We start from the raw sequence: 23590 nt of genomic DNA, 5'->3' as shown, positions 1-23590 counted from the left end.
CGGCGGCGAAGGGCGCGGCATGGTACCCCAGGCCCGGGCCTTGCCGGCGAAAAAACAGGCACCGGCCGGCGGATCGCGGGCGGACTTCAGTCGAAACGCGGCCAGTCGTCGGCGATCCTGCACCAGCAGGCCATCGATGCGACCTGGACATGCTTCTGTTTCGCCGCCGGGAAGGGCGTGTCCAGGCTGCCGAGGGCGACCGATACCCAGTCGGCGAACTCGCCTTCGCTCCTCGACCAGAACAGCGGCGAGCCGCAGCGCGAGCAGAAGCGCCGGAGCACGGCGGGTGAGGAGCGGAACGCGGCGAGCAGGTCGGCGCCGCGGTCGATGTGCAGGTCCGCGACGGGGACGCTGCCATAGCTGGCGAATGCCGCGCCATGGGCCTTGCGACACTGGCCGCAGTGGCAGTGAGAGAGTGCGTGCGGGGGCGAGGACAGTCGGTAGTGCAGCGCGCCGCACAGGCAACTGCCGTGGAAGGTCTGGCTCATCGGAGGGCGTTCCCGGATTCGCAAAGGCGGCGAGTCAAGCAGCCCTCGCCACGCTTGTCGAGCGCCTCCTCCGGTCGCGGGCTGTCGGTGCGGGCGTCGATGTCTGCTAGGCTCTGCCGTTTCACCCTAGGAGTATTTCCCCATGGCCCGAGCCACTGCCCGCCACATCCTGGTTTCCAGCGAAGCCAAGTGCAACGAACTGAAGACCGCCATCGAAGGCGGTGCCGACTTCGCCGAAGTCGCCCGCGAGCATTCCTCCTGCCCCTCCGGCCGCGACGGCGGCAACCTGGGCTCGTTCGGCCCCGGCCAGATGGTCCGCGAGTTCGACCAGGTGGTCTTCAGCGCGCCGCTGAACGTGGTCCAGGGGCCGGTGAAGACCCAGTTCGGCTACCACCTGCTGGAAGTCACCAGCCGCCAGGACTGAACGCACGGCGGCGCATAACGCCCCTCTTCCACGCGCCGATCCAGGCGTGGGGCGAATAACCGCTGCGCGGGATAGACGGCGGATAACGCCGTTGGCGTTATGCGCCCTACCTGTCCCGGACCGATGAAGGAAGCCGCACTTTCACGCGCCAATCCGGATGTGGGGCGAATAACCGCTGCGCGGGGTAAACGGCGGATAACGCCGTTGGCACCTGTTCCGGACCGATGAAAGAAGCTGCACTTTCACGCGCCGATCCAGGCGTAGGGCGAATAACCGCTGCGCGGTTATCCGCCGGTGCGCGATCGATAGCCTGGCTGGCCTCAGGGCGCGAAGTAGCGGGAGATCTGCGAATAGACGCCGCTGAAATCGGAGAAGTAGTCATTGCGCTGTGAGGTGGGCGCGCCGCAGTACGAGGGGCCGCCGTACAGGCCACCGCGCAGCTGGTAGGAGCCGTCGCCGGCGACGGTCAGCAGGCCCGAGCCGGACGAGCCGCCTTCGACCACCGCCGACGGCCAGTCGACGCGGGTCAGGGCGGTATGCCCGTCGTAGGTGACGCCCACTGCCGAGACGTTGCCCTGCGAGTACTTCTTGGCGTCGCCGCGCGGATGGTGGATGTCATGGCCGAGCGAGCCGTTGGCGATCGGCGTGGCGCTCCAGCCCTGGTAGAACACGCCGGCCGGCGGAGTGCGCTTGAGTTCCAGCAGCAGGGTGTCGCGCTTCGCGTCGCGGTGCAGGATATTCGCCCCGCCGGTCAGCACGGTGACGCTCTGGTTGATGGTCGAGGCGTCGCCGTAGCACTGGGTGGTGTTGTAGAACCAGATGGTCTGCAGCGTCGCGGCGGTGGCCTGGTCCTCGATGCAGTGCGCGGCCGACCAGAACAACTGGCGCTTGGGCGAGTTGCCGTTGTTCAGCAGGGTGCCGGTGCAGATGTAGCTGCCGCCGTCCGCCGAGCTGGTGAAGACCATCTTCGCCACCGCTGCGGTGGCGTTGTCGTAGGCCCGTGTGCCGCTCTGGGTCGCGCAGACCGCATCCACCTCGCAGCTGCCGCTGGCGCCGAAGCCGTCGCGGTAGCCGGCCTTGTACAGGGAGTCGGCGAAATACGATACCTGGGGTACCGACAGGCGCAGGTCGCCCGGTTGCAGGTTGGCCGGCAGCACCAGTTCGACGGTCAGGGTATCGCCCTCGATGACCGGGCTCCAGTAGGGACGGTTGACCGAGAGGTCCTTGCCGCTGGCCTCGAATATTTCCTTGCCGGCGCCGGCGAAGTGCAGCAGCACGTCGTCGGGCAGCGAGCCGCTGCGGGTTTCCAGGCGAATCGCGGCGCGCAGGCTGGCGGCACCCGCAGCGCTGATCGGGAAGCGCGCGGTGTGGCGCCCGTCCGGAGTGTCGATCCATTCGAGGGTTGTCAGGTCGATTTCCGGAGTCGCCGTTTTCAGGCCCACGCCCACTTGCAGCGGCGTACCCGGTTTCGGCGCCAGCGGCGCGGCGCGGGCCACGCGGCGGGCGGGGGGCGCGGCGAAGTGGATGCCGGCCGCCGAGATCGCCGCGTTGGGGTTGGCGAAGCGGGCGTGACCGGTGCTCGCCGGGGAGGCCTGGAGCACGGCGACGTCGCCAGCCATCTCGCTCGCACCGGGCGCCGCCAAGGCCTGGCTCGCGCCGGCAGCCAACGCCAGAACCAGGCATGCATTCAGGTACGTTCTCTTATGCATGAATCGACTCCTTCAGTTTTTTGGGAGGGCAACTTCCTCAATCGTTCGCGTGGCGAAAGATATGCAGGTGTGACGGAGTCGTTCAAATATTTTTTATATTCGTTTCTGCTAGCTATTAAATATGAAGAAGCGTTTGTGGATAGCAGAATAGATAGCTATTTCCTTCACTTGCCATTGATGTTGGATTGCTCTCTCTACCAACTAAAGTTTGGTCTGGAGTGGCTCTGCAGAGCCTTCGGTTTGCTTCAGAGAGGTGCAGGATGTAGTGCATGAGTGCTTTACTGGTGCAGCTGTCGATGTGATCGGGTTAACGAAATCCTGATTTTCAAGTTATCCGGTTTGACCACTGCCGAATATAAGGCTGGGTGAATCTTCCATTCACCGCTCGGAAACCGTTCCGATGTTGGCTTGGTTGAATTCCAGGATATCCGGCTTATGGTCGTATAAGTCATCTCTATAATCGCGGGGCATATATAGAGCCCTGGCCGCTTACCATTACTCCAGGGTTTTCCAGGATACGCCGCCGCCCTTGTTTCAGAGCGGCGGATGCAACGGCGGCGCATGCCGCGCGATCAGTTCGGCGACCCACTCGATGAACACCCGCAGCTTGCCGCTGACGTGGCGGTTCGGCGGGAACGCCAGGTACAGCGGCATCGGCTCCAGGCTCCAGTCCTCGAACAGCGGCAGCAGCTCGCCGCGGGCGAGGGGCTCGCGCGCCATGTAGTGCGGCAGCCAGAGGATGCCCAGGCCGGCCAGCCCGGCCGCCAGGTAGGCGTTGCCGTCGTCCACCGCCAGCACATGACGGCCCGCCACCCGCAGGCATTCCTCGCCCCTGCGCATGGCGTAGGGCAGGGCCTTGCCGGTGCGCGCCCAGAGGAAGCCGACGATACGCTGGTGGCTGTCCTCCAGTTCGCGCGGGTGGCTCGGCACGCCGGCGCGCTGCAAGTAGGCCGGTGCCGCGTAGACCCCCAGTTGCAGGTCGCCGACCCGCCGCGCCATCAGCGACTGGTCGCGCAGTTCGCCGCCGCGGATGACGCAATCGACGTTCTCGTCGATCAGGTCGACGAGCCGATCGCTCACGCCCAGGTCGATCTGGATCTCCGGATAGCGCGCATGGAACTCGGGCAACGCCGGGATCAGCAGCAGCCGCGCCAGCGGGCTCGGTACGTCGATCCGGAGACGCCCGCGGGGCGCCAGGGCGGCGCTGGAGAGGCTGGTCTCGGCATCGTCCAGTTCCGCCAGCAGACGTACCACCCGCTCGTAGTAGGCGGCGCCGTCGGCGGTCAGGTTGAGCTTGCGCGTGGTGCGGTTGAGCAGGCGTACCCGCAGCCGCGCTTCCAGTTGCTGGACCAACTGGGTGACGCTGGTGCGGCTCATGTGCAGCGTCTCCGCCGCCTTGGTGAAGCTGCCGGTATCCACCACACGGGCAAAGGCCTGCATCGCATCGAAACGGTCCATCGGGACTCCGGGTCGTCGGGGATTGTTTGGATTCTACAAACAGTCATGGCCAGGGTTGCGCGTTTATCCACGGCGCGCACGACCTTACCGTTCTTCCATCGACGATGACGGGGCCGGAGCCCCAGGATGGAGGTATCGCATGACTGTACGCGACGTGGTTTTCCCCGCCGGCCGCCAGGCCCTCTACGAGCGCAACCGCTATTCCCCGGCGGTCCGCAGCGACGGCCTGCTGTTCGTCTCCGGCCAGGTCGGCAGCCGCGACGACGGCTCTCCCGAACCCGAGCTGGAGACCCAGGTCCGCCGCGCCTTCGACAATCTGAATGCGGTGCTCGCCGCGGCCGGTTGCGGGTTCGACGATGTGCTCGACGTCACCGTGTTCATGGTCGACGCCGAGGCCAACTTCGAGCGCATCTGGAAGATCGTCCCGGAGTACTGGGGCGAGGCGCCGTACCCCACGCTGACGGCGGTGGGGGTGAACTGGCTGTATGGCTTCAGCTTCGAGATCAAGGTGGTGGCGAGGTTGCCGGAGGGGCGGTGAGAGCCGATGCGCAGTGCCGGGGCCAGCTCGGCTAGCGCCGGGGCTCTGAGGGACGCCGCAGGCTTACCCAGGCCGGCGCGTGGTCGCTGGCGTGCTCCTCGCCGCGCACCCAGCGATCCACCCCGGCGTCTTCCAGGTGGTCCGCCAGGCTGGCGCTGAGCAGCAGGTGGTCGATGCGCAGCCCGGCGTCGCGTTGCCAGTGCTGGCGGAAGTAGTCCCAGAAGGTATAGATGCGCCGGTCGGGGAAACGCTGGCGTAGCGCGTCCACCCAGCCCTGCCGCAGGAGGCGCTCGAAGCACTCGCGGGACTCCGGCTGGAGCAGGGCGTCCTTTTTCCAGGAGCGGGTGTCGTAGATATCGAAGTCGCTGGGCACCACGTTGAAGTCGCCGGCCAGCACCACCGGATGGCCGCTCTCCATCAGCTCGGCGGCGTGTCGGATGAGGTGCTCGAACCAGGCCAGCTTGTAGTCGAACTTCGGTCCCGGCTGGGGATTGCCATTGGGCAGGTACAGGCTGGCCACCAGCAGGCCGTCGACGGCCGCTTCGAGGTAGCGGCTGTGGGGATCGCTGGCGTTGCCCGGCAGGCCGCGGCGTACCTCCAGCGGCTGGCTGTCGCGGGCGAGGATGGCGACGCCGTTCCACGCCGACTGGCCCTGCCAGATCGCGCCGTATCCGGCCTTCTCCAGCGCCGCGGCGGGGAAGCGCGCGTCGGGCGTCTTCAGTTCCTGCAGGCAGACGATGTCCGGCGCTTCCCGCTCCAGCCAGGCCAGCAGCGCGGCCAGCCGGGTCTGGATGCCGTTGACGTTGAAGGTGGCGATCTTCAGGGTGTCCACCGGTCGCCTCCGCGAATGACGATCAGGCGGCCGCCTGCAGGGCTTCGCCGATGGCTTCGTTGAACGCCTGCAAGTCACCCGGGTTGCGCGAGGTGATCAGGGTCCAGCCGTTCGCCGGGCAGACTTTCACCCGCGTGTCGACCCAGTCCGCGCCGGCGTTGGTCAGGTCGATACGCACGCTGGAATAGGAGGTCAGGGTCTTGCCGCGGGCGACACCGGCGTCGATCAGCAGCCAGGGGCCGTGGCAGATGGCGGCGACCGTCTTGCCTGCGTCGCTGAATTCCCTGACCAGGCGCCGGGCCTCGCTGTCCTGGCGCAGGGTGTCGGCATTCACCGTGCCGCCGGGGACCAGCAGCAAGTCGTAGTCCTCGGCGCGCAGGCCTTGCAGCCTGGCGTCGGAATTGACGATCAGGTCCTTCTCGCTGTCGTGCACCCAGGTCTGCGCTTCGCCGCCCTCGATGGTCGCGTGGGTGACCGTGGCGCCCTGTTGCTTCAGGGTCTTCAGCGGTTCGAGCAGCTCGTCGCGCTCGATGCCGGTGTTGGCGGTGATGACCAGGACGTTCTTGCCTTGCAGCTTCGCGCTCATGGTTTTCTCCTCTGCTGGGGCGCCCGTGGCGGGCGCCGTGGCGTGACATGCAGGAGAGTGGAAAGCTGGAGCGCCGGGGAGTTCGAAAGATTTGCCGGGCGGTGGGCCGGATCCTTGGCCTGTCAGCCTCCGGCGTCAGCGGAACAGCAGCGAATGATGCGCCGCGCCACCGGTGCGCGCGCCGTCGCCCACCGCGATGGCGACGTTGCCGGCCGCCAGCGCCGCGTCGCCGCAGGCGAAGACGCCGGGAACGCTGGTTTCGCGCATGCCGTCGGTCCTGATGAACGGCCCGCTCGGGCCGTCCTCGAACTCGCAGCCGAGCAACGCCGCCAGCGGGCTGGCCATGCGCGTACGCGGCTGGGTGAACAACCCCGCGAGCGTAATCGTGCGGCCACTGGCCAGGTTCACGTCGGCGCGCGCGCCGCCCAGCGCGACCACGGCTTCGCGCTCGATCGTCACGCCGCGCCGGTCCAGCCTGGACATTTGCTCGGCATCCGGTTCGAAGACGCCGTTGAGGAAAAAGGTGGTCGCTCCCCAGTCGGGCAACATCAGGGCGTGGTGGATGGCCAGCGGTGAGGCCGCCAGTACGCCAATCGTCCCGCCGTCCAGTTCGTAGCCGTGGCAATACGGGCAATGGAACACGTGCCGTCCCCAGCGCTCGGCAAGACCGGGGATTTCCGGCAGCTCGTCGGCGACCCCGCTGGCGAGGATCAGCCGGCGCGCGGTGAAGCGTTCTCCGTTGGCGGCCTTCACCACGAAACCGTCCGCCTCCTTCTTCGCCGCGACGGCGGCTTCGGACAGCCACTCGACGCTGGGATAGGCCAGCAACTGCGCGCGGGCGTCATCGGCGATGGCCGCCGGATCGCGGCCGTCCTGGCCGAGAAAGCCGTGGGAGGCCCGGGCGAAGCGGTTGCGTCGCAGTCCCGTATCCATCACCAGCACCCTGCGCCGCGCCCGCGCCAGTTGCATGCCCGCGGAGATGCCGGCGTAGCTGCCACCCACGATGATCACGTCGAAAGTCATGGCGTATCTCCCATTCGGATAGTCACGAAACAACGTAAGTTTCATGAGATGCGCTTGTCAACGCTCTCGTAACTTTTTCTGTAGCGAGACATACTCATGGTCTTTCCGTCACGAGCCCGCCGTTCATGAGAAACGACACCCGCCTCTCGCGCATGCTCCATGTGCTGATCCATATGGCCCGCCACGAAGGGCCGGCGACGTCCGAAGCCATCGCGCAGATGCTCGGCACCAACCCGGTGGTGGTGCGACGGACCATGGCGCTGCTGAAGAACGAAGGCTACGTGAGTTCGGAGAAGGGCCATCGCGGCGGTTGGCGGCTGGCCAAGCCGTTGGCGGACATCACCTTGCTGGATATCCACCAGGCGCTGGGAGCGTCCTCGATCTTCGCCATCGGCCTGTCTACCGATCATCCGGAATGCCTGGTCGAGCAGGCGGTCAACGAAGCGCTCGGCGAGGCGTTCGAGGCGGCGCAGGCGTTGCTCCTGGAGCGCCTGGGGAGCGTCACGCTGGAGCAGTTGGCGAGCGAGTTCGAGCGCCGCTATCGGCCCTGCTGAGGCGCCTCGAAGGGCCGTTCGGACACCGCCGCCGCGCCTGCGGAGGCACGCCGGCGGTCCGGGATCAGAGCGAGTACTTCACCGTGAACATCAGGTTGCGCGGCTCGCCGTAGTTGAGGTTGCCGAAGTCGATGCCGCTGTAATAGTACTTGTCGAACAGGTTGTTGAAGTTCAGCCGCGTGTCGATCCGTTCGTTGACCTTGTAGCCGAGCATGGCGTTGACCACGGTGTAGCCGCCCTGCTGGAAACCGGTGCTGCTGTCCTCGGTCTTGCTCTGGGTGGCCAGGTCGCCGCCGACGCGCCATTTGTGCAGTTCGCCGGGTAGCGTATAGCTGGTGGCGAGCTTGAACAGGTGGCGTGGCTTGGCCGCGTCGAATGGCTTGCCCTCGTTGGCCTTGTTGCTGTCGTGCTTGTACTTGGCGTCGACGTAGGTATAGCCGGCCATCATCTGCCAGTCGTCGCTCAGCGCACCGCTCAGCTCCAGGTCGACGCCCTGGCTGCGGACCTTGCCCGAAGCGCGCGAGCAATAGCGCGAGGTGGGGCTGAAGGGGCATGGCGAGGGGCCGCCGACGTCCTCGGTGGCGCGGTTTTCCTGGTCGATCTGGAACAGCGCGATCTGCGAATTGAGCGCGCCGCCGAAGTGTTCGCCCTTCAGGCCGATCTCGTAGTTCTTGCCGGTGATCGGGTCGAGCAGGCCGCCGCCGGCGTCGAAGTTGCTCTGCGGCTTGAAGATGTCGGTATAGCTGGCGTAGACCGAGTAGGTCTGGTTCAGGTCGTAGATCACCCCGGCATAGCGGGTGACGTTGCGGGTGACCTTGTAGCTGTCGGTATCGGCGTCGGCCTTGTACCAGTCCAGGCGCCCGCCGAGGATCACTTTCAGCGGGTCGGCGAGGTTCAACCGGGTGGTGAGGTAGGCGCCTTTCTGTTCCTGGTCGAGTTTCATGCCCCACAGGCTGGTGTTCAGCCTCGGCTTGAGAGTCGAGCTCGGGTCCCACTGGGTCGGGTCCATCGGCCCGGTGGGGGTGCCGTCCTTGTTGAACAGGCTGCCCCAGCCGCCGTGGCCGTCGAAGCGTTCCTGGCGATAGCTGGCGCCGACCACCAGCTCGTGCTCGCGGCCGAGCAACTGGAAGGGACCGTTGGCATAGGCGTCATAGCTGTCGTGGTCGTCGGTGTAGCTGTAGTCGCCGGGGTTCTGGGTCATGCTGGCGCAGCCGGTGGTCGAGTAGTAGCAGTCGTTGTACAGCCCGAGCATGTTGATTCGCGCCCACAGCTTGTCGGCGGCCAGCTTCATCTGCCAACCGTTGGCGAAGCGGTGGGTCAGGTCGCTGAACAGGTGGGTGGTGTCGGTATCCCAGTAGGACCAGTCGGCGCCGTAATAGGACGAGCGCTTGAGGTCCAGGTGGCGGCCGCCCAGCGGGCTGGGCAGGCCTACCCAGTTGTCGTTGCGGTTGTCGTTCTGGTTCGAGGCGCCGATGGCGAAGGTGGTGTCCGGGCTCAGGTCGGCTTCGGCGATCCCGTAGAACACGCCGCGTTCGCTGCTGACGTGGTCCTGGAAACTGTTGCCTTTCTGGTAGGCGACCACCGCGCGGCCGCGCAGGGTTCCTTCGCTGTTCAGCGGGCCGGAAACGTCGGCCTCGCTGCGATAGCGGTCCCAGGTGCCGACGCTGCCTTGCAGGGAGGCGCGGAAGTCCTGGGTCGGACGCTTGCGCACCATGTTGATCGCCGCCGCCGGGTTGCCTGCGCCCTGCATCAGTCCGGTGGCGCCGCGCACCACTTCGACGCGGTCGAACATGGCCAGGTCGGCGGCGGAAATGACGTCCTGGGTATAGGTGGAAATGCTCGTCGGCAGGCCGTCGTACATGATGTTGTCGACGTCGAAGCCGCGCGCCGCGTACTTCACCCGGGCCGGCCCGTACTGTTGCACGGTGAGGCCGGTGACGCCCTTCACCGCGTCGTTGAGGTCGCGCATGCCCTGGTCGTCCATGCGCTGGCGGGTGACCACGCTGACCGACTGAGGGGTCTCGCGGATCGACATCGCCAGCTTGGTCGAGGTGCGCATCGCCCGCGTGGTGTAGGAGCCGCTGTCTTCGGTGATGGCGGCGGTGGCCGGGTCCTGGGTGGCGACCACGCTGAGCGCGCCGAGGTCGACGCTGTCGCCGGGGGCGATGCCGGCACCTGTCGCCGCGGCCTCGACCCAGGCGTCGCCGCCCCGTACCTCCCCGCTCAGTCCGGAACCTGCGAGCAGACGCTGCAGTGCCTCGCTTGGCTCCAGCGTGCCGCGTAGGGCCGGTGCGCGCCGGTCGGCCACGGCCGCGCGGTCGAAACGGATGCGCAGGCCGCTGGCGCCCTGCAATTGCTCGAGGGATGCGGCCAGGGGCTGGGCGGGAAGGTCAAGGGCGATGGGAGCGGCCTGGGCGGCCAGGGAAAGCGAGGAGAGACCGAGCAATAACGCACTGGAAACGACGTGTTTCATCTGCAGTGTCCTGGATGGCGGCGCAGGCAGGCCGTTGGCGCGACCGGCTGCGTTTCTTGTTTATGTGGGAAACCGGCGTAGGAATTCGCGGCGGGGCAAGTGTATGTAAATGTAAAAATGGAGTAAATGATATAGATTATCGTTATCAGTAGTATTCGCGGGAATCCGATGAACTGCGTTCTGCCAGCGGCTGGCGGGAATTTCCGCTGGATACCTCCCGTGAAGGCCGCCTGGATTCGTGATTCCAACGCAAATGAATTTGCTCGATTCGGGCCTTAATCGAAGAGATGTAAGCCGCCACACTGCGCTTCCTTCGAGTCATCCCGCCCACGGAGCGCAGCCATGTCTTCCACCACCCACCCCCTCCCGTCCTTCGGTCTCGGCACCTTCCGCCTCACCGGCCAGGTCGTCGTCGACTCGGTGCGCAGCGCCCTCGAGCTGGGTTATCGCGCCATCGATACCGCGCAGATCTACGGCAACGAGGCGGATATCGGCCGCGCGATCGCCGAGAGCGGCGTACCGCGTTCCGAGCTGTTCCTCACCACCAAGGTCTGGGTCGACAACTACGCCTGCGAAAAGCTGCTCGCCAGCCTGCGCGAGAGTCTGGAGAAACTGCGCACCGACCGGTTGGACCTGGTCCTGATCCATTGGCCGGCACCCGGCAACGGCGTCGAGCTGGCGGAGTACATGGCGGCGCTGGCGGAAGCCAAGTCCCTGGGCCTGACCCGGCGGATCGGCGTCTCCAACTTCAACATCGAACTGACCCGCCAGGCCATCGCCGCGGTCGGTGCGGGCGAGATATCCACCAACCAGATCGAACTCAGCCCTTACTTGCAGAACCGCGCGCTGACCGCCTACCTCGAGGAGCAGGGCATCGCGGTCACCTCGTACATGACCCTGGCCTACGGCAAGGTGCTGAAGGACCCGACGCTGGCCGGGATAGCCGCCAGGCACCGGGCCACGGTCGCCCAGGTGGCGCTGGCCTGGGCGATGCAACTGGGCTACGCGGTGATTCCGTCCTCGACCCGCCGCGAGAACCTCGCCAGCAACCTGCTGGCGCGCGACCTGCGCCTGGACGCCGAGGACATGGCGCGCATCGCCGGCCTCGAGCGTAACGGCCGCGAGGTCAGTCCGCAGGGCCTGGCGCCGGCCTGGGACTGAGAACCGCGTCGAGGGTCCGCCGCGCCGAGGCTCCGGTCGCGCGGTCGGTTCAGAGCTCGATGCGGTATTCGATCACGCCCGGCTTGTCCGCCACCCAGTCGTACAGGCGCTGCGCCCTGTGGTTGCTTTCCTGGGTATGCCAGTAGAGCCGCGCGCAGCGACGTTCCTCGGCCTGCCGGCGGACGTACTCGATCAACTGCTTGCCGATCTGCTGGCCGCGCACGTCGGGCGAGACATAGAGGTCTTCCAGGTAGCAGACGTCCTGTGCCGCCCAGGTCGAGCGGTGGTAGAGGAAGTTGACGATGCCATGCAGGCGGCGACCGTCGCTGGCCACGGCGCAGTGCATCGGTTCGCCCTCGTCGAAGAAGCGCCGCCAGGTGGCCTCGGTGGTCTGTGCCGAGAGTTCGACTTCATAGAACGCCTGGTAGGCCTTCCAGTGTTCGAGCCACTGCTCGAAGTCCTCGTGTGCCACGGGGCGTACCGATACCAGTGTGTGCAGGGATTGCATCCAGTGCTTCCTTCTTTGGCTTGATGGGGCGATCCGGCGTAGGCCGGGACCGAGGGTCTTGACCCGGGTGTTTTTATAGCTGCCTAATGGCTTGCCATATCCCACCAATTAGATGATCGAGGGCAGACCATTTGTTCAGGCAATCACTGCTCGAATCGGTCAAGGCGCGACTCCTCCATCCACAGCTCCAGGCCCTGCCGCTGCATGCGCGAATCCAGCGCGCGATCCGCCAACTGATCCTCGACGGTGCCCTGGCGCCGGGCAATCCGTTGCCGGCCTCGCGGGCGCTGGCGCAGTCGTTGGGGGTATCCCGCGACACCGTCGAAGCGGCCTATTCGCACCTGCATGCCGAGGGCTTCATCGAGCGTCGGGTCGGCAGCGGCAGCGTGGTCGCCGCGGCTACCCGGCTGTCCCCCGGCCGGCGCGGCGCGGGCGCTCCACGACGGGGCGGCGGCGCGCCGCGACTGAGCCGGCGTGGCGAGGCGATGCAGGCTGGCGGCGGGGTTCGCGAGCAGCTCGTCCCGCGCCCCTTCGCTCCCGGCGTGCCGGAGACCCGCACCTTTCCCCTGGCGACCTGGGAGCGCCTGCAGCGCCAGGTCCTCAAGGAATACGGCGCGCGCGCCCTGACCCACGGCGACCCGCAGGGCGCCGAGCCGCTGCGCCAGGCGATCGCCGACTACGTCAACCTGGAGCGTGGCGCACGGGCCACGGCCGACCGGGTACTGGTGTTGACCAGTTCGCAACAGGCGCTGGGGCTTTGCGCCAGCGTGCTGCTCGACGCCGGCGAGCGGATATTCGTCGAGGACCCGGCCTACTACGGCGCGCGCAAGGCCTTCGAGGCCGCCGGCCTGGAGTGCCTGCCGGTCCCGGTCGACGAACAGGGCCTGCGGCCCGAGCCGATCCTCGCCCAGCCGCAGGCAGCGCGGGCGCTGTGCCTGACCCCGTCGCACCATTACCCGACCGGCGTGACCCTGTCGCTGGAGCGCCGCCTGGCGCTGATCGAATGGGCGCAGCGGCAGCAGGCATGGATCATCGAGGACGACTACGACAGCGAGTTCCACTACGCCGGCCGGCCCACCGCCTGCGTGCAAGGCCTGGACGCCCACGAGCGGACGCTCTACATCGGCACGTTCACCAAGTCGCTGTTTCCCGGCCTGCGCATCGGCTACATGGTCCTGCCGCCGGCGCTGGTGGCGCCGATGACCGTCGCCCGCTCCCTGCAGGACGGGCACAACGCCTCGCTGGCGCAACTGACCCTGGCGCGCTTCATCGCCGGCGGCCATTTCGGCGCCTATGTGCGCGGCATGCGCAATCTGTACGGCGAGCGCCTGGGATTCCTCGCGGAGCGGGTGGGCAAGCGTCTGGGCGGCCTGGTCGAGCCGCGCGTACCGGCCGGCGGGCTACAGATGCCCGGGCTGCTTTGCGCGGGAATCGACGAAACGCGCGCCATCGCGGCGGCATACCGCGCCGGTGTCGAGCTGGTCGGGCTCAGCGCCCTGCATCTCGCCGCGCCACCGCGAGCGGGTTTCCTGATGGGCTTCGCCGCCTACACCACGGACGAGCTGGAGGCGGCGGTCGGGGTCCTCGCGAAGACCCTGCGCGGTTTGCGTGCGAATCCCTAGGCCGCCGGCAAGCGCTCAGTCGCGCAGGGCGTAGACGTAGGCATCGACCTGGGCGCCGTCGGCCAGCGTTACCCGGGTCGCCACGCGCCGGTATTCGGTGCCTTCGAATTCATCCAGCGCGGGCCAGTGCTCGGCGAGGCGGTCGGAGACGAACACATGGCCGTGGATTTCCTCGCCGTCGGCGTCGATCGCCAGGCCCGGAAAGCCCATCCCGGCACCCCAGCCCTTTTCCAGCAGGCGACCGCGGAGGCTGGCCGCCTGCCATTGCCCGCCGATCTTCTGCATCAGGTGTTCGTTGGGACGGCCGGGGCCGAGGCTGCCGTAGACGAAGAGTCGCTGCATCGATAACTCCCTTGAACGGAAGAGCGTGGGCGCAAGACGCGAAGCCTTCCGCCCGCGCCTTTCACTTGCTTGCCAGCGGTGGAGTACGCGGCGGCACGATACGCCGCGAGCCGGTCGACTCGAAGGCCGCGGCGAAGCGCAGCAGCGCCGAGTCGTCGTAGGCGCGGCCGGCGAAGGTCAGGCCCACCGGCATGCCGATGTCGGCCATCACCCCCATCGGTACGGTGACCGTCGGCACGCCGAGGTGGCGGATGGCGAGGTTGCCGTTGGCGACCCAGACACCGTTGCTCCAGGCGATGTCGGCCGAGGCCGGGTTGACGTCGGCGTCCGCCGGGCCGACGTCGGCGACGGTGGGGAAGAGCACGGCGTCCAGGCGCAGGCGTCGCATCCACTCCTCGAGGTCGATCCGCCGGGTTTCCTCGAGGCCGCGCAGGCCATCGGGGAGGGTCGCGATCCGGTCCCAGGGCTTGATGCCGCGCTCGGCCATCCGCACGTATTCGTCCATGCCGGCGGCCAGGTCGCCCTCGCGGTTGGGCAGGGTGCCGGGGTCGTGGGGGAAGATCTGCGGGCCGTCGACATCCGCCAGGCGGTTCAGCTTCGGATCGCCATTGGCGCGCAGGAAGTCGTCGAAGCCCCAGGCCGAGAGTTCCCACAGCTCGTCGTGGAGGAATTCCTTCGACACCAGGCCGCGGTTGAACACGGTGGGCGCGCCGGGTCGGTCGCCTTCGCAGTTCGACACCAGCGGGAAGTCCACCTCGATCACTTCGGCGCCGGCGGCTTCCAGGGCCTTGCGCGCCTGTTCCCAGAGGGCGATGACCGAGGGCCGGGTATGGATGCGCTGGCCGGTCGGGCCGCCGATCCCGGGGGACTCGCTGGTGCCCGCATCGGGGTCGGCGTTGATGAACATGCGCGGCACGCCGAAGCGCTTGCCGGCCAGGGCCTCGGCGCCTGCGGCCAGGGCCGGGTAGCTCGCCGGGCGTACCTCGGAGGCCTTGGGGATCGGCACCCAGGGCTGCATGCGCCAGAGGTCGCCGCGGGTATCGGGATCGTCGGCGACCACTACGTCGAGGATTTCCAGCAGGTCGGCCATGCTCCGCGCATAGGGCACCACCACGTCCATGGTCGGCGTCAGCGGCCAGTTGCCGCGCACCGAGATCACCCCGCGCGAAGGGGTGTAGGCGCACAGGCCGTTGTTCGACGCCGGGCCGCGCCCGCTCGACCAGGTTTCCTCGGCCAGGCCGAAGGCGGCGAAGCTGGCCGCGGTGGCGGTGCCGGCGCCATTGGAGGACCCCGAGGCGAAGGGCGCGGTGAGGTAGGCGGCATTGTACGGGCTCTCCGCGCGGCCGTAGACGCCGCGCTGCATGCCGCCGTTGGCCATGGGCGGCATGTTGGTCTTGCCCAGGCAGATCGCCCCGGCGGCGCGCAGGCGCTCGACGGTGAAGGCATCGCGCTGGGCCACCAGGTCCTTGAACGCCGGGCTGCCGGAAGCCGCGGTGAGGCCCTTGACCAGGTAGCTGTCCTTGGCGGTGTAGGGAATGCCGTCCAGCGGACCGAGGGGCTCGCCACGCGCCCGTCGGGCGTCGGAGGCCTGCGCTTCGGCCAGCGCATCGGGATTGCGCACCACCACCGCGTTCAGCGCGGTGGGCGTGCCGGGTGCATCGTAGGCGTCGATCCGCGCCAGGTAGGCCTGGACCAGTTCGACCGCCGTGGTACGACCGGACTCGAGCGCGTCACGCAGCTCGGCGATGGAAACCTCGGTGACCTCGATCATGCTGTCACCGCCTGGCGAATGGAGACGGGGAGACCGTTAGCGACGCTCATCATCGTTCCTCTTGTTCTCTGCTTGCTGCGACGGGGGCCGCGAGGCGGCCGGGTCGATACAGGGGATGCAGTGTACATCCTGGCCGGCGCTCGCGGCTTCCCTGGCGGGGCGCGGCAACGGCCTCGCAGGTCCTGGCCAGTGTCTGGGGTTGCCGCCGAAGCGCGGCGTCGGAGAAAGTCCGCGGGCTGTCGCCGGCCGCCGGCGAGGCGTAAGGTGCGGCGTCGGGGGGACCATTTCACACAGGGGAATCGTCATGACGAATCATCGTACCGCGCTGGTCACCGGCGCCACCCGTGGCATCGGCCTGGCCCTGGCCAGGCGCTTGGCGGCCTCCGGCTGGAGTGTAGTGGGCATCGCCCGCCATGCGAGCGACGACTTTCCTGGACGTCTGCTGTGCTGCGACCTGGCCGATCCTGCGCAAACCGCCGAGACGCTGCGCGGATTGCTCTCGGAAAGCGCCGTGGATGCCTTGGTCAACAACGCCGGGATCGCCTTGCCGCAAAGCCTGGAGAACCTCGACCTGGCCGCTCTGCAACAGGTCTTCGACCTCAACGTGCGGGTCGCCGTGCAGCTTGCCCAGGCCTGCCTGCCGGGGCTCAAGCGTTCGCCGGCGGGCCGCATCGTCAACCTGTGCAGCCGGGCGATCCACGGCGCCCGCGAACGCACCGCCTACGCCGCGGCGAAGAGCGCGCTGGTCGGGGTGACTCGCACCTGGGCGCTGGAGCTGGCGCCGCTGGGCATCACGGTCAACGCGGTGGCGCCCGGGCCGATCGAGACCGAGCTGTTCCGCCAGACCCGCCCGGTCGGCGGCGAGGAGGAACGGCGGATTCTCTCGACCATCCCCATGCAGCGGCTCGGGCGGCCGGACGAAGTGGCCGCGCTGATCGAGTTCCTGCTCAGCGAGGGCGCTTCGTTCGTCACCGGCCAGGTGATCGGTGTCGACGGCGGCGGCAGCCTGGGCGGTCGTTGAGGCCGGGGCTCAGATCCGGCGGCTGCGCAGCAGTAGCCAGAGCAGGTAGAAACCGCCGAGCAGGCCGGTCATCAGGCCGATCGGCAGGTTGGCGACGTATGCCAGGCGCTGGCCGAGCAGGTCGGCGGCCAGCAGCAGGACCGCGCCCATCAATGCGCCGGACAGCAACGGCACCCCGGCCGAGCGGGTCAGGCGCCGGGCCAGTTGCGGGCCGGCCAGGGCGATGAAGGCGATGGGGCCGGCCGCGGCGGTGGCGATGGCGGTCATGCCGACGGCGACCAGGACCATCTGCAAGCGCACGCGCTCCACCGCCACGCCGAGCTGGGCGGCGCTGGCATCGCCCAGCTCCAGCACTTCCAGGCGACGACCGTGGTACAGCGCCAGCGGCACGCTGGCGAGCAGGCCCAGCGCTGCCGGGACGACGTGCGACCAGGTCCGGGTGTTCAGCGAGCCGGCCAGCCAGAGCTGGGCATACATCGCCTGGTCGAGGTTGCCGGTGACCAGCAGCAGGCTGTTCAGGCCCGACAGGCTGGCGCCGACACCGATGCCCACCAGCACCAGGCGGTAGCCGCCGGCGGTGGCGCCCCGGCGCGCCAGCAGCACCACCGCCAGCGCCGTGCAGAGGCCGGCGGCCAGCGCCGCCAGCGAGGTGGCCAGCGGGCCGGCATCGAACAGGATGATCTGCACGATGGCGCCGCTGGCGGCGCCGGTGGTGAAACCGATGACGTCGGGCGAGCCCAGCGGATTGCGCGAGATCGACTGGAAGATCGCCCCGGCCATGCCCAGCGCGGCGCCGACCAGGCAGGCGGTGAGCACCCGTGGCAGGCGTACGCGCTGGACGATGCGCTGGGCGGTGGTGTCCTGGCCCTGGCCGAGCAGGCTGGCGAACACCTCTGCCGGGCCCAGCGCCAGGCTGCCGGTCCCCAGCAGCGCCGCTGCCAGCGCCAGTCCGACCCCCGCGAGGACCAGGCAGGCCAGCGCCGCCCGTGGCCGCCAACGCAGCGACAGGGAGCCCAGGCGCAGGGCGTGGAGACCGTTCACAGGCGGCTCAGGCGGAAGCGCCTGACCAGGACGATGAAGGCCGGTCCGCCGAGCAGCAAAGCGACGATTCCGGCGGCGATCTCCGCCGGCGCCGCCAGCAGCCGCCCGAGGATGTCGGCGCCGAGCAGCAGGCCGGCGGCGATCAGCGCCGAGAAAGGCAGGATCCAGCGCTGGTCCGGTCCGGCCAGCAGTCGCGCGAGGTGCGGGGCGACCAGGCCGACGAAGGCGATCGGCCCGGCCAGGGCGGTCGCCGCGCCGGCCAGCAGCATCACCGCCAGGCAGGCGAGCAGCCAGGTCAGGCGCAGGTCGACGCCGAGCGCCCGGCCGATCTCCTGGCCCAGGGCCAGGGCATTGAGCCTGGCGGCGAGGGCGAAGGCGGCGGCCAGCCCGGCGCCGATGGCCAGGCCCGGCCATCCGAGCAGGGCGAAGCCGCTGCCGGAAAGCGAGCCGGCGGCCCAGTGGCGGAAGCGGTCGAAGACTTCCGGCGGGGCGTTCAGCACGATGATCCCGGTCAGCGAGGCGAGCATCACTGACAAGCCGGCACCCGCCAGCACCAGGCGCACCGGGTTGGTGCCGGTCTCGCGGGCCTGGCCGAGAAGGAATACGGCGATGCCGGCCAGGCCGGCGCCGAGGAAGGCGCAACCGAGGTACTGGCCCATGCTCGCCAGGTCGAACAGCGCGACCCCGACGATCACCGCCAGCGCCGCGCCGGCGTTGATCCCCAGCAGGCCGGGTTCGGCCAGCGGATTGCGCGTCAGCGCCTGCATCAGCGCGCCGGCCACTCCCAGCGCCGCGCCGGCCAGCAGCGCCACCAGGGTGCGTGGCAGGCGCAGTTCGCGTACCACCAGGTGGCGATCATCGTGCGGATCGACGGCTTGCAGGGCGTCCAGGGTGACCGCCAGGGGCACCGGCCGCGAGCCCAGCGCCAGGCTGGCCAGGGCCGCCAGCGCGAGCAGCAGCGCGCCGGCGAGCAGGCCCCAGGCGCGCAGGCGCCGGCGGCGCATCGGGGACGCCTGCATGAGCGGACTTCCGGCGAACGGGCGCATGGCTCAGCGGAAATGGCGGGCGACGTTGTCGATCATCTGCCGTCCCGAGTAATAGTCGATGCGGAAGGAACTGGGGCCCAGGGCGTACACGCGCTTTTCGCGGACCGCCGACAGGTTGGCCAGCACCGGGTCGGCGAGGAACGCCTGCACGTCGTCGTCGCTGGCGCCGAGCAGGAACACGCTGTCGCCGGCGATGGCGGCGGGCAGGTTTTCCCGCGAGATGAACTGGAAGTCCGAGGCGCGCGTCACCTTGCCCGCCAGCGCCTCCGGCAGTTCCGCCACCTGGAAGCCGAGGGCCTCGAGCAGGCGTGCCTGGGGGCTGGCCTGGCGGCCGATGGAATAGCTGCCGGCGATGTTGTAGCCGACCACGCTGACCGGGCCCTGCGGCGGCGCGATGGCCGCGGCGACTTCGGCGGTGTAGGCGTCGAAGCGCTGGATGGCGGCCTGCGCCTGGCGTTCCAGGCCGGTGTGCCGGCCCAGCTCGGTAGCCAGTTCCTGCCAGCTGTGTTTCGAGTAGTCGACCACCAGCGTCGGTACGCCCTGCGCCTCCAGCTCCGCACGGTATGGCGCGGCGCTGTCGGCGCCGGTGGCGGAGGCGACCAGCAGGTCCGGATCCTGGGCGATCACCGCTTCGATGTCGAAGCGCAGGTTGCGGTAGAGCACCTCGACGCCACGTTGGTCGGCGACCTTCGCCCATTGCGAGAAGAAGCCCTTGGCGTCGGTCAGGCGACTTGGCGTGGTGGCGGCGCTGGCCACCAGCGGTGCGTCCATCGCCAGCAGGATGCCGGTGACGCTCGGGGTGGTGGAGACGATCCGCGCCGGCTTCGGCTCCCCGGCCGCGGCGAGGGTGGCGAACAGGCTCAGGGCGAGGGCGAGTAACGGCAGGGCGGAGCGGCGGCGGGTCGGCATGAAGGCTGTTTTCGCTGTAGGGGAAGCCGGGCGGACGGATTCATATGATAATGCTTCTCATGCAGTCTATTCCATAATGTAGAATCGATTCCACATATTCGAGCCATTCTTATCCAGGAACCTCCCATGACCCATCGCCTGCACGCGGACGCCGTGACCTTGCGCCGCGACGCGCGGACCGTTTCGCGGAATCTCTCGCTGGCCATCCCCGAGGGTTCGTTCAGTGTGATCGTCGGGCCCAACGCCTGCGGCAAGTCGACCCTGCTGGCGGCATTGTCGCGCCTGTTGGCGCCGGCCGAGGGCCGGGTGGTGCTGGACGGCAGGGATATCCACAGCCTGCCGGGACGGGAAGTGGCGCGGCGTCTCGGCCTGCTGCCGCAGAGCGCGCTGGCGCCGGATGGCATCACGGTGGCCGAGCTGGTGGCGCGCGGGCGCTATCCGCACCAGTCGTTCCTGCGCCAGTGGTCGCCGGCGGATGAGCGCGCGGTAGCGGCGGCGTTACGCGCCACGCGGGTCGACGGCCTGGCCGAGCGACCGCTCGATGCGCTCTCCGGCGGCCAGCGGCAACGCGTGTGGATCGCCATGGTGCTGGCGCAGGAAACCCCGTTGCTGCTGCTCGACGAGCCGACCACCTACCTGGATATCGTCCACCAGATCGAATTGCTCGAACTGCTCGCCGAGCTGAATCGCCAGGGGCGCACCATCGTCGCCGTGCTGCACGACCTCAACCAGGCCTGCCGCTATGCCTCGCACCTGATCGCCATGCGTGACGGCGCGATCCTCGCCGAGGGCGCGCCGGCGCATATCTTCACCGAGCGTCTGGTGGAGGAGGTGTTCGGCTTGCGCTCGTTGATCATCGCCGACCCGGTCAGCGGCACGCCGCTGCTGGTGCCGCGCGGGATCGCCGCCGACGCGCCGGGCTGAGGTGGCTCAGCGCGGCGGCGGCCGCATGCCGGGGTGGAGTACCAGGCCACCGGTGGACTGGTTGACCTGCAGCGCCTCGTGGAACAGCGCGTCGCGGTCTTCCGCCGACTGCAACTGGCCGAGATCGGTCACCGTGGTCATGGCGCAGACGATCTCCTGCTGGGCGTCGAACACCGGCGCCGCCTGGCCGGTGACATTCGACAGCAGGTGGCTGGTCAGTTCGGCCCAGCAGCGCTCACGCACCTCGTCGAGCAGCGCGCGGCTCGGCGGGCTGCCGCGGAAGTGCGCCGGTTGCTGCTTGCGCGCGGCGTCGACCACGGCCTTCGGCAGGAAGGCCTGGAACACCAGGCCGCAAGCGGTATTGTCGATGGGCAGGATATCGCCCAGGGCCAGCGGGTTGATCGAGAAATAGGCGCTGCGGTACCAGCGCACCAGGGTCGGGCCGCGCTCGGTCCAGATCGCCACCCCGCCGCTGGCGGCATGCCGTTGGGCCAGGGCCTTCATGTGGCGGGCGGCGATATCCACCGCGTCGATCCGCTTCAGCGCGCCTATGCCGATGCTCAGCGCCGCCGGCCCGAGGTCGTAGAGACCGCTGAGCGGGTCCTGGCGGGCCAGGCCTTCCTTCACCAGGCTCTGCAGGTAGCGGTGCGCGGTGGAGCCGCCGGTGCCGGTGCGCCGGGCCACTTCGCCGAGGGCCAGTTCGCCTTCGGCGTTGGCCAGGGTCTTCAGGAAGCGCGCGGCGATGGACACCGACTGGATGGTGCCGGAGCGCTTTTCGCCCGGGGCGTCCGGCATCTCGTCCGCCGGGGGCTGCGAAGTATTCAACGGCTCGGTCTCCTCACCACGGTTGATCCATAGGCTTCGGTCCGCGCTGCGGTGGCGCGGGCGGCGCCCATGATACCGATTCCCCGGGGCGGTGGGGCGCCGCGGAAGGGACGGGCGTAGGAGATTTAATATTTCGCAATGAGGAATCTATTCCCCATTGAGGAATGATCTGGTGGCGTGATAGCCTGAATGGAAAAGAGAGTCATTCCCATTTGGAGAGGATCCTTGAACGCCCGCACACACCGCACGCTCAACCGGGGAATCGGCGTCGTCACGCTGTCCACCCTGCTCGCCTCGCCATCGGCACTGGCCCGGGAAAACCCGCCCGCCGAGGACGAACCCGCCGCCCTCGAGGCGCTGGTCGTGACCGGCGAGAAACGTGAACGCTCGCTGAAGGACACGGCGTCCTCGGTATCGCTCATCAGCGCCCGCGACATCGACCGCAAGCAGACCGGCAATGCCTCGGTCGCCGAGGTGATCAATGGCAGTCCCAACGTGGTCTACACCGACTCGGTGGGCGCGCCGATCATCCGCGGCCAGGACACCCAGGGCCCGAACAACGGGCAGAACGTGTTCTGGGGCGGCACAGTGCCGCGGGCGACGATCAACCTCGATGGCCACTACCTGAACTACAACGAGATGTTCTTCGGCGCGACCTCGGTCTGGGACGTCGACAGCATCGAGGTGTTCCGCGGCCCGCAGACCACCTCCCAGGGCGCCAACGCCATCGCCGGGGCGATCATCGTCAACACCAAGGACCCGACCTTCAGCCCCGAGGCTGCCTACCAGGCGGAGATCGGCAGCTACCATTCGCGGCGCAGCTCGATCGCAGTGTCCGGCCCGCTGGCGCAGGACTTCGCCGGGCGCCTGGCGGTGGACTACGCGGGTCGCGACACCTTCATCGACTACGACAACCCGAAGTTCCAGGACAGCGGCACCGACCAGGACTTCCGCGCCCTCAACGCGCGCGCCAAGCTGCTCTGGCTGCCCAGCGGAATTCCGGGCCTGGAGAGCAAGTTCACCTTCTCCCACAACGACAGCAATCGCCCGACCCAGGAAGCGGCGACCCGCCCGTTCGACAAGCTCGACCATCGCTCGACCACCATGCCCAGCTGGGAGCAGGACACCAACACCAGCATCCTCGACGTCGCCTATGACCTCGACAACGGCATCCGCCTGTTCAACCAGGCGCAGTACTCGCTGTCCTCGGTGCACCGCACCACCGGCGCGGGCGGCGAGGGCGACGCCGACATCCGCCAGAAGAACGCCTCCAACGAATCGCGGGTCAGCTTCGGCGAGCAGGAGGACCGGATCAGTGGCATGGGCGGGGTCTACTACGCCCGCACCCGCACCGACGAGACACTGCACCTGCGCGGGCTGTCGGCCTTCGACGACACGAAGAAGAACCTCGGTGTGTTCGGCGAGCTGAACTACCGCCTGAGCGACCGCTGGACCCTGACCACCGGCCTGCGCTACCAGGAGGATCGCATCGAGCGCAGCGGCAACTCGGTGCTGGCGCCGCGTCCGCTGGACTACCAGAAGACCTTCTCGGCCTTCCTGCCGAAAGTCTCCCTGGCCTTCGCCGCGACCCCGGACTGGACCGTCGGCGGCCTGGTCAGCCGCGGCTACAACCCCGGGGGCGTGTCGCTCAACCTGACCACCCGCAACTGGGCCTACTTCAAGGAAGAAACCATCTGGAACTACGAACTGTTCACCCGCGCCAGCCTGCTCGACGGCCGCCTGCTGCTGAACGGCAACCTGTTCTTCATGGATTTCAAGGACGCCCAGTACAACATCCCGGTGGTGGTTTCGCCGGGGGTGGCGCAGTCGTACACCATCAACGCCGAGAAGGCCCACGCCTACGGCATGGAGCTGGACCTCGACTATCGCCTGCGCGACGACCTGCGGCTGAAGGCCAGCGCCGGCGTGCTACGCACCCGGATCGACGAGATGTCCGGCAATACCGGCTACGAGCACAACGAGTTCGCCCGCTCGCCGGGCTATACCCTCAGCTTCGGACCGAGCTGGGACTTCACCGAGCGCCTCAACCTGAACGCCCAGGTGCGCTACCTGGACGGCTACTACTCGGACACCGCCAACACCAAGGCCTACTCGATCAAGGCCTACACCCTCACCGACGCCCGCGCCAGCTACCGCTTCAACGACCAGGTGCAGCTCTATGGCTACGTGAAGAACGTGTTCGACGACCGCTCGCCCACCTACATGCAGGAAAACCGGGGGATCGGCGGCATCGAGGCGAGCATGACGCAGCCGCGGACCCTCGGCATCGGCATCAAGGGCACCTTCTAGGCGCCCCGAGAAGCCGGCCCCGCGC

The 23590-nt window shown here is 68.3% G+C and carries 22 protein-coding genes; 8 read left to right on the top strand and 14 right to left on the bottom strand.

The window, feature by feature from the left end; all coding sequences use genetic code 11:
• Positions 1-86 precede the first annotated feature (86 nt).
• Positions 87-488, bottom strand: coding sequence for a GFA family protein (locus tag HMPREF3014_RS29280; RefSeq protein ID WP_023086944.1), 402 nt, complete (start codon positions 486-488; stop codon positions 87-89).
• Between the two features lie 142 nt (positions 489-630).
• Between HMPREF3014_RS29280 and HMPREF3014_RS29275 the strand changes: the two genes are divergently transcribed.
• On the top strand, positions 631-912 hold the full coding sequence (locus HMPREF3014_RS29275) for a peptidylprolyl isomerase (protein WP_003101349.1): 282 nt from the start codon (positions 631-633) through the stop codon (positions 910-912).
• Positions 913-1232: 320 nt separating this feature from the next.
• Here HMPREF3014_RS29275 and piv read toward each other — a convergent pair whose 3' ends face one another.
• A complete protein-coding gene (gene piv, locus HMPREF3014_RS29270) occupies positions 1233-2621 on the bottom strand; it encodes a protease IV (protein ID WP_003101348.1) in 1389 nt (462 codons plus the stop codon).
• A 534-nt stretch (positions 2622-3155) separates the two neighbouring features.
• A complete protein-coding gene (locus HMPREF3014_RS29265; protein WP_003101343.1) occupies positions 3156-4079 on the bottom strand; it encodes a LysR family transcriptional regulator in 924 nt (307 codons plus the stop codon).
• 139 nt (positions 4080-4218) lie between these two features.
• Here HMPREF3014_RS29265 and HMPREF3014_RS29260 point away from each other — a divergent pair, with 139 nt between their 5' ends.
• On the top strand, positions 4219-4617 hold the full coding sequence (locus HMPREF3014_RS29260) for a RidA family protein (protein ID WP_003101334.1): 399 nt from the start codon (positions 4219-4221) through the stop codon (positions 4615-4617).
• A 31-nt stretch (positions 4618-4648) separates the two neighbouring features.
• On the opposite strand, the gene xth is transcribed toward HMPREF3014_RS29260, so the two are convergent.
• The 3 genes from xth to HMPREF3014_RS29245 all read right to left on the bottom strand — a co-directional run bounded on the left by xth (position 4649) and on the right by HMPREF3014_RS29245 (position 7103).
• Positions 4649-5449, bottom strand: coding sequence for an exodeoxyribonuclease III (gene xth / locus HMPREF3014_RS29255; RefSeq protein WP_003093556.1), 801 nt, complete (start codon positions 5447-5449; stop codon positions 4649-4651).
• Positions 5450-5471: 22 nt separating this feature from the next.
• A complete protein-coding gene (locus HMPREF3014_RS29250) occupies positions 5472-6035 on the bottom strand; it encodes a type 1 glutamine amidotransferase (RefSeq protein WP_003118177.1) in 564 nt (187 codons plus the stop codon).
• Positions 6036-6170: 135 nt separating this feature from the next.
• Positions 6171-7103, bottom strand: a complete 933-nt coding sequence (locus tag HMPREF3014_RS29245; protein WP_073647879.1) for an NAD(P)/FAD-dependent oxidoreductase — start codon at positions 7101-7103, stop codon at positions 6171-6173.
• Between the two features lie 80 nt (positions 7104-7183).
• On the opposite strand from HMPREF3014_RS29245, the gene HMPREF3014_RS29240 reads away from it, so the two are divergent.
• On the top strand, positions 7184-7612 hold the full coding sequence (locus tag HMPREF3014_RS29240) for an Rrf2 family transcriptional regulator (RefSeq protein WP_003101327.1): 429 nt from the start codon (positions 7184-7186) through the stop codon (positions 7610-7612).
• Positions 7613-7676: 64 nt separating this feature from the next.
• On the opposite strand, the gene HMPREF3014_RS29235 is transcribed toward HMPREF3014_RS29240, so the two are convergent.
• Positions 7677-10085, bottom strand: coding sequence for a TonB-dependent siderophore receptor (locus HMPREF3014_RS29235; RefSeq protein WP_003093547.1), 2409 nt, complete (start codon positions 10083-10085; stop codon positions 7677-7679).
• Positions 10086-10427: 342 nt separating this feature from the next.
• Here HMPREF3014_RS29235 and dkgB point away from each other — a divergent pair, with 342 nt between their 5' ends.
• The gene (gene dkgB / locus HMPREF3014_RS29230; RefSeq protein ID WP_070753862.1) at positions 10428-11246 is read left to right on the top strand and encodes a 2,5-didehydrogluconate reductase DkgB; all 819 of its coding nucleotides are present in this window, start codon (positions 10428-10430) and stop codon (positions 11244-11246) included.
• A gap of 49 nt (positions 11247-11295) precedes the next feature.
• Here dkgB and HMPREF3014_RS29225 read toward each other — a convergent pair whose 3' ends face one another.
• Positions 11296-11754: a GNAT family N-acetyltransferase gene (locus tag HMPREF3014_RS29225; protein ID WP_003110534.1), complete on the bottom strand. Its 459-nt coding sequence runs from the start codon at positions 11752-11754 to the stop codon at positions 11296-11298.
• A 131-nt stretch (positions 11755-11885) separates the two neighbouring features.
• Between HMPREF3014_RS29225 and HMPREF3014_RS29220 the strand changes: the two genes are divergently transcribed.
• The gene (locus HMPREF3014_RS29220; protein WP_003101316.1) at positions 11886-13376 is read left to right on the top strand and encodes a MocR-like pyridoxine biosynthesis transcription factor PdxR; all 1491 of its coding nucleotides are present in this window, start codon (positions 11886-11888) and stop codon (positions 13374-13376) included.
• Positions 13377-13391: 15 nt separating this feature from the next.
• Here the strand turns inward: HMPREF3014_RS29220 and HMPREF3014_RS29215 are convergent, their stop codons facing one another.
• Positions 13392-13718, bottom strand: coding sequence for a gamma-glutamylcyclotransferase family protein (locus HMPREF3014_RS29215; protein ID WP_003093540.1), 327 nt, complete (start codon positions 13716-13718; stop codon positions 13392-13394).
• Positions 13719-13779: 61 nt separating this feature from the next.
• Positions 13780-15489 carry an amidase gene (locus HMPREF3014_RS29210; protein ID WP_003101313.1) on the bottom strand — a complete coding sequence of 570 codons (1710 nt, stop codon included), beginning with the start codon at positions 15487-15489 and terminating at the stop codon, positions 13780-13782.
• 304 nt (positions 15490-15793) lie between these two features.
• On the opposite strand from HMPREF3014_RS29210, the gene HMPREF3014_RS29205 reads away from it, so the two are divergent.
• A complete protein-coding gene (locus tag HMPREF3014_RS29205) occupies positions 15794-16510 on the top strand; it encodes an SDR family oxidoreductase (RefSeq protein ID WP_003101310.1) in 717 nt (238 codons plus the stop codon).
• A 9-nt stretch (positions 16511-16519) separates the two neighbouring features.
• On the opposite strand, the gene HMPREF3014_RS29200 is transcribed toward HMPREF3014_RS29205, so the two are convergent.
• Genes HMPREF3014_RS29200 through fepB form a run of 3 tightly spaced genes read right to left on the bottom strand, consistent with a single transcriptional unit; the run spans position 16520 to position 19506 of the window.
• A complete protein-coding gene (locus tag HMPREF3014_RS29200; RefSeq protein WP_023086946.1) occupies positions 16520-17551 on the bottom strand; it encodes a FecCD family ABC transporter permease in 1032 nt (343 codons plus the stop codon).
• Positions 17548-18570 carry a FecCD family ABC transporter permease gene (locus HMPREF3014_RS29195; RefSeq protein WP_003118181.1) on the bottom strand — a complete coding sequence of 341 codons (1023 nt, stop codon included), beginning with the start codon at positions 18568-18570 and terminating at the stop codon, positions 17548-17550. Before HMPREF3014_RS29195 ends, HMPREF3014_RS29200 begins: the two co-directional genes overlap by 4 nt.
• A 30-nt stretch (positions 18571-18600) precedes the next feature.
• Positions 18601-19506, bottom strand: coding sequence for a Fe2+-enterobactin ABC transporter substrate-binding protein (gene fepB, locus HMPREF3014_RS29190; protein WP_003093531.1), 906 nt, complete (start codon positions 19504-19506; stop codon positions 18601-18603).
• Positions 19507-19632: 126 nt separating this feature from the next.
• On the opposite strand from fepB, the gene HMPREF3014_RS29185 reads away from it, so the two are divergent.
• Positions 19633-20430: an ABC transporter ATP-binding protein gene (locus HMPREF3014_RS29185; RefSeq protein ID WP_003093530.1), complete on the top strand. Its 798-nt coding sequence runs from the start codon at positions 19633-19635 to the stop codon at positions 20428-20430.
• Between the two features lie 6 nt (positions 20431-20436).
• Here the strand turns inward: HMPREF3014_RS29185 and HMPREF3014_RS29180 are convergent, their stop codons facing one another.
• Entirely contained in the window at positions 20437-21225 is a 789-nt protein-coding gene (locus HMPREF3014_RS29180) for an IclR family transcriptional regulator (protein WP_003119004.1), read from the bottom strand.
• 255 nt (positions 21226-21480) lie between these two features.
• Between HMPREF3014_RS29180 and HMPREF3014_RS29175 the strand changes: the two genes are divergently transcribed.
• On the top strand, positions 21481-23565 hold the full coding sequence (locus tag HMPREF3014_RS29175) for a TonB-dependent receptor (protein ID WP_019371438.1): 2085 nt from the start codon (positions 21481-21483) through the stop codon (positions 23563-23565).
• The last annotated feature ends 25 nt before the right edge of the window (positions 23566-23590 follow it).

The sequence above is a fragment of the Pseudomonas sp. HMSC065H01 genome (genome assembly GCF_001815235.1).
Classification (GTDB): Bacteria; Pseudomonadota; Gammaproteobacteria; order Pseudomonadales; family Pseudomonadaceae; genus Pseudomonas; species Pseudomonas aeruginosa.
Note: the sequence above shows the minus strand (reverse complement) of the source record. Positions and strands in the feature narration are given on the sequence as shown.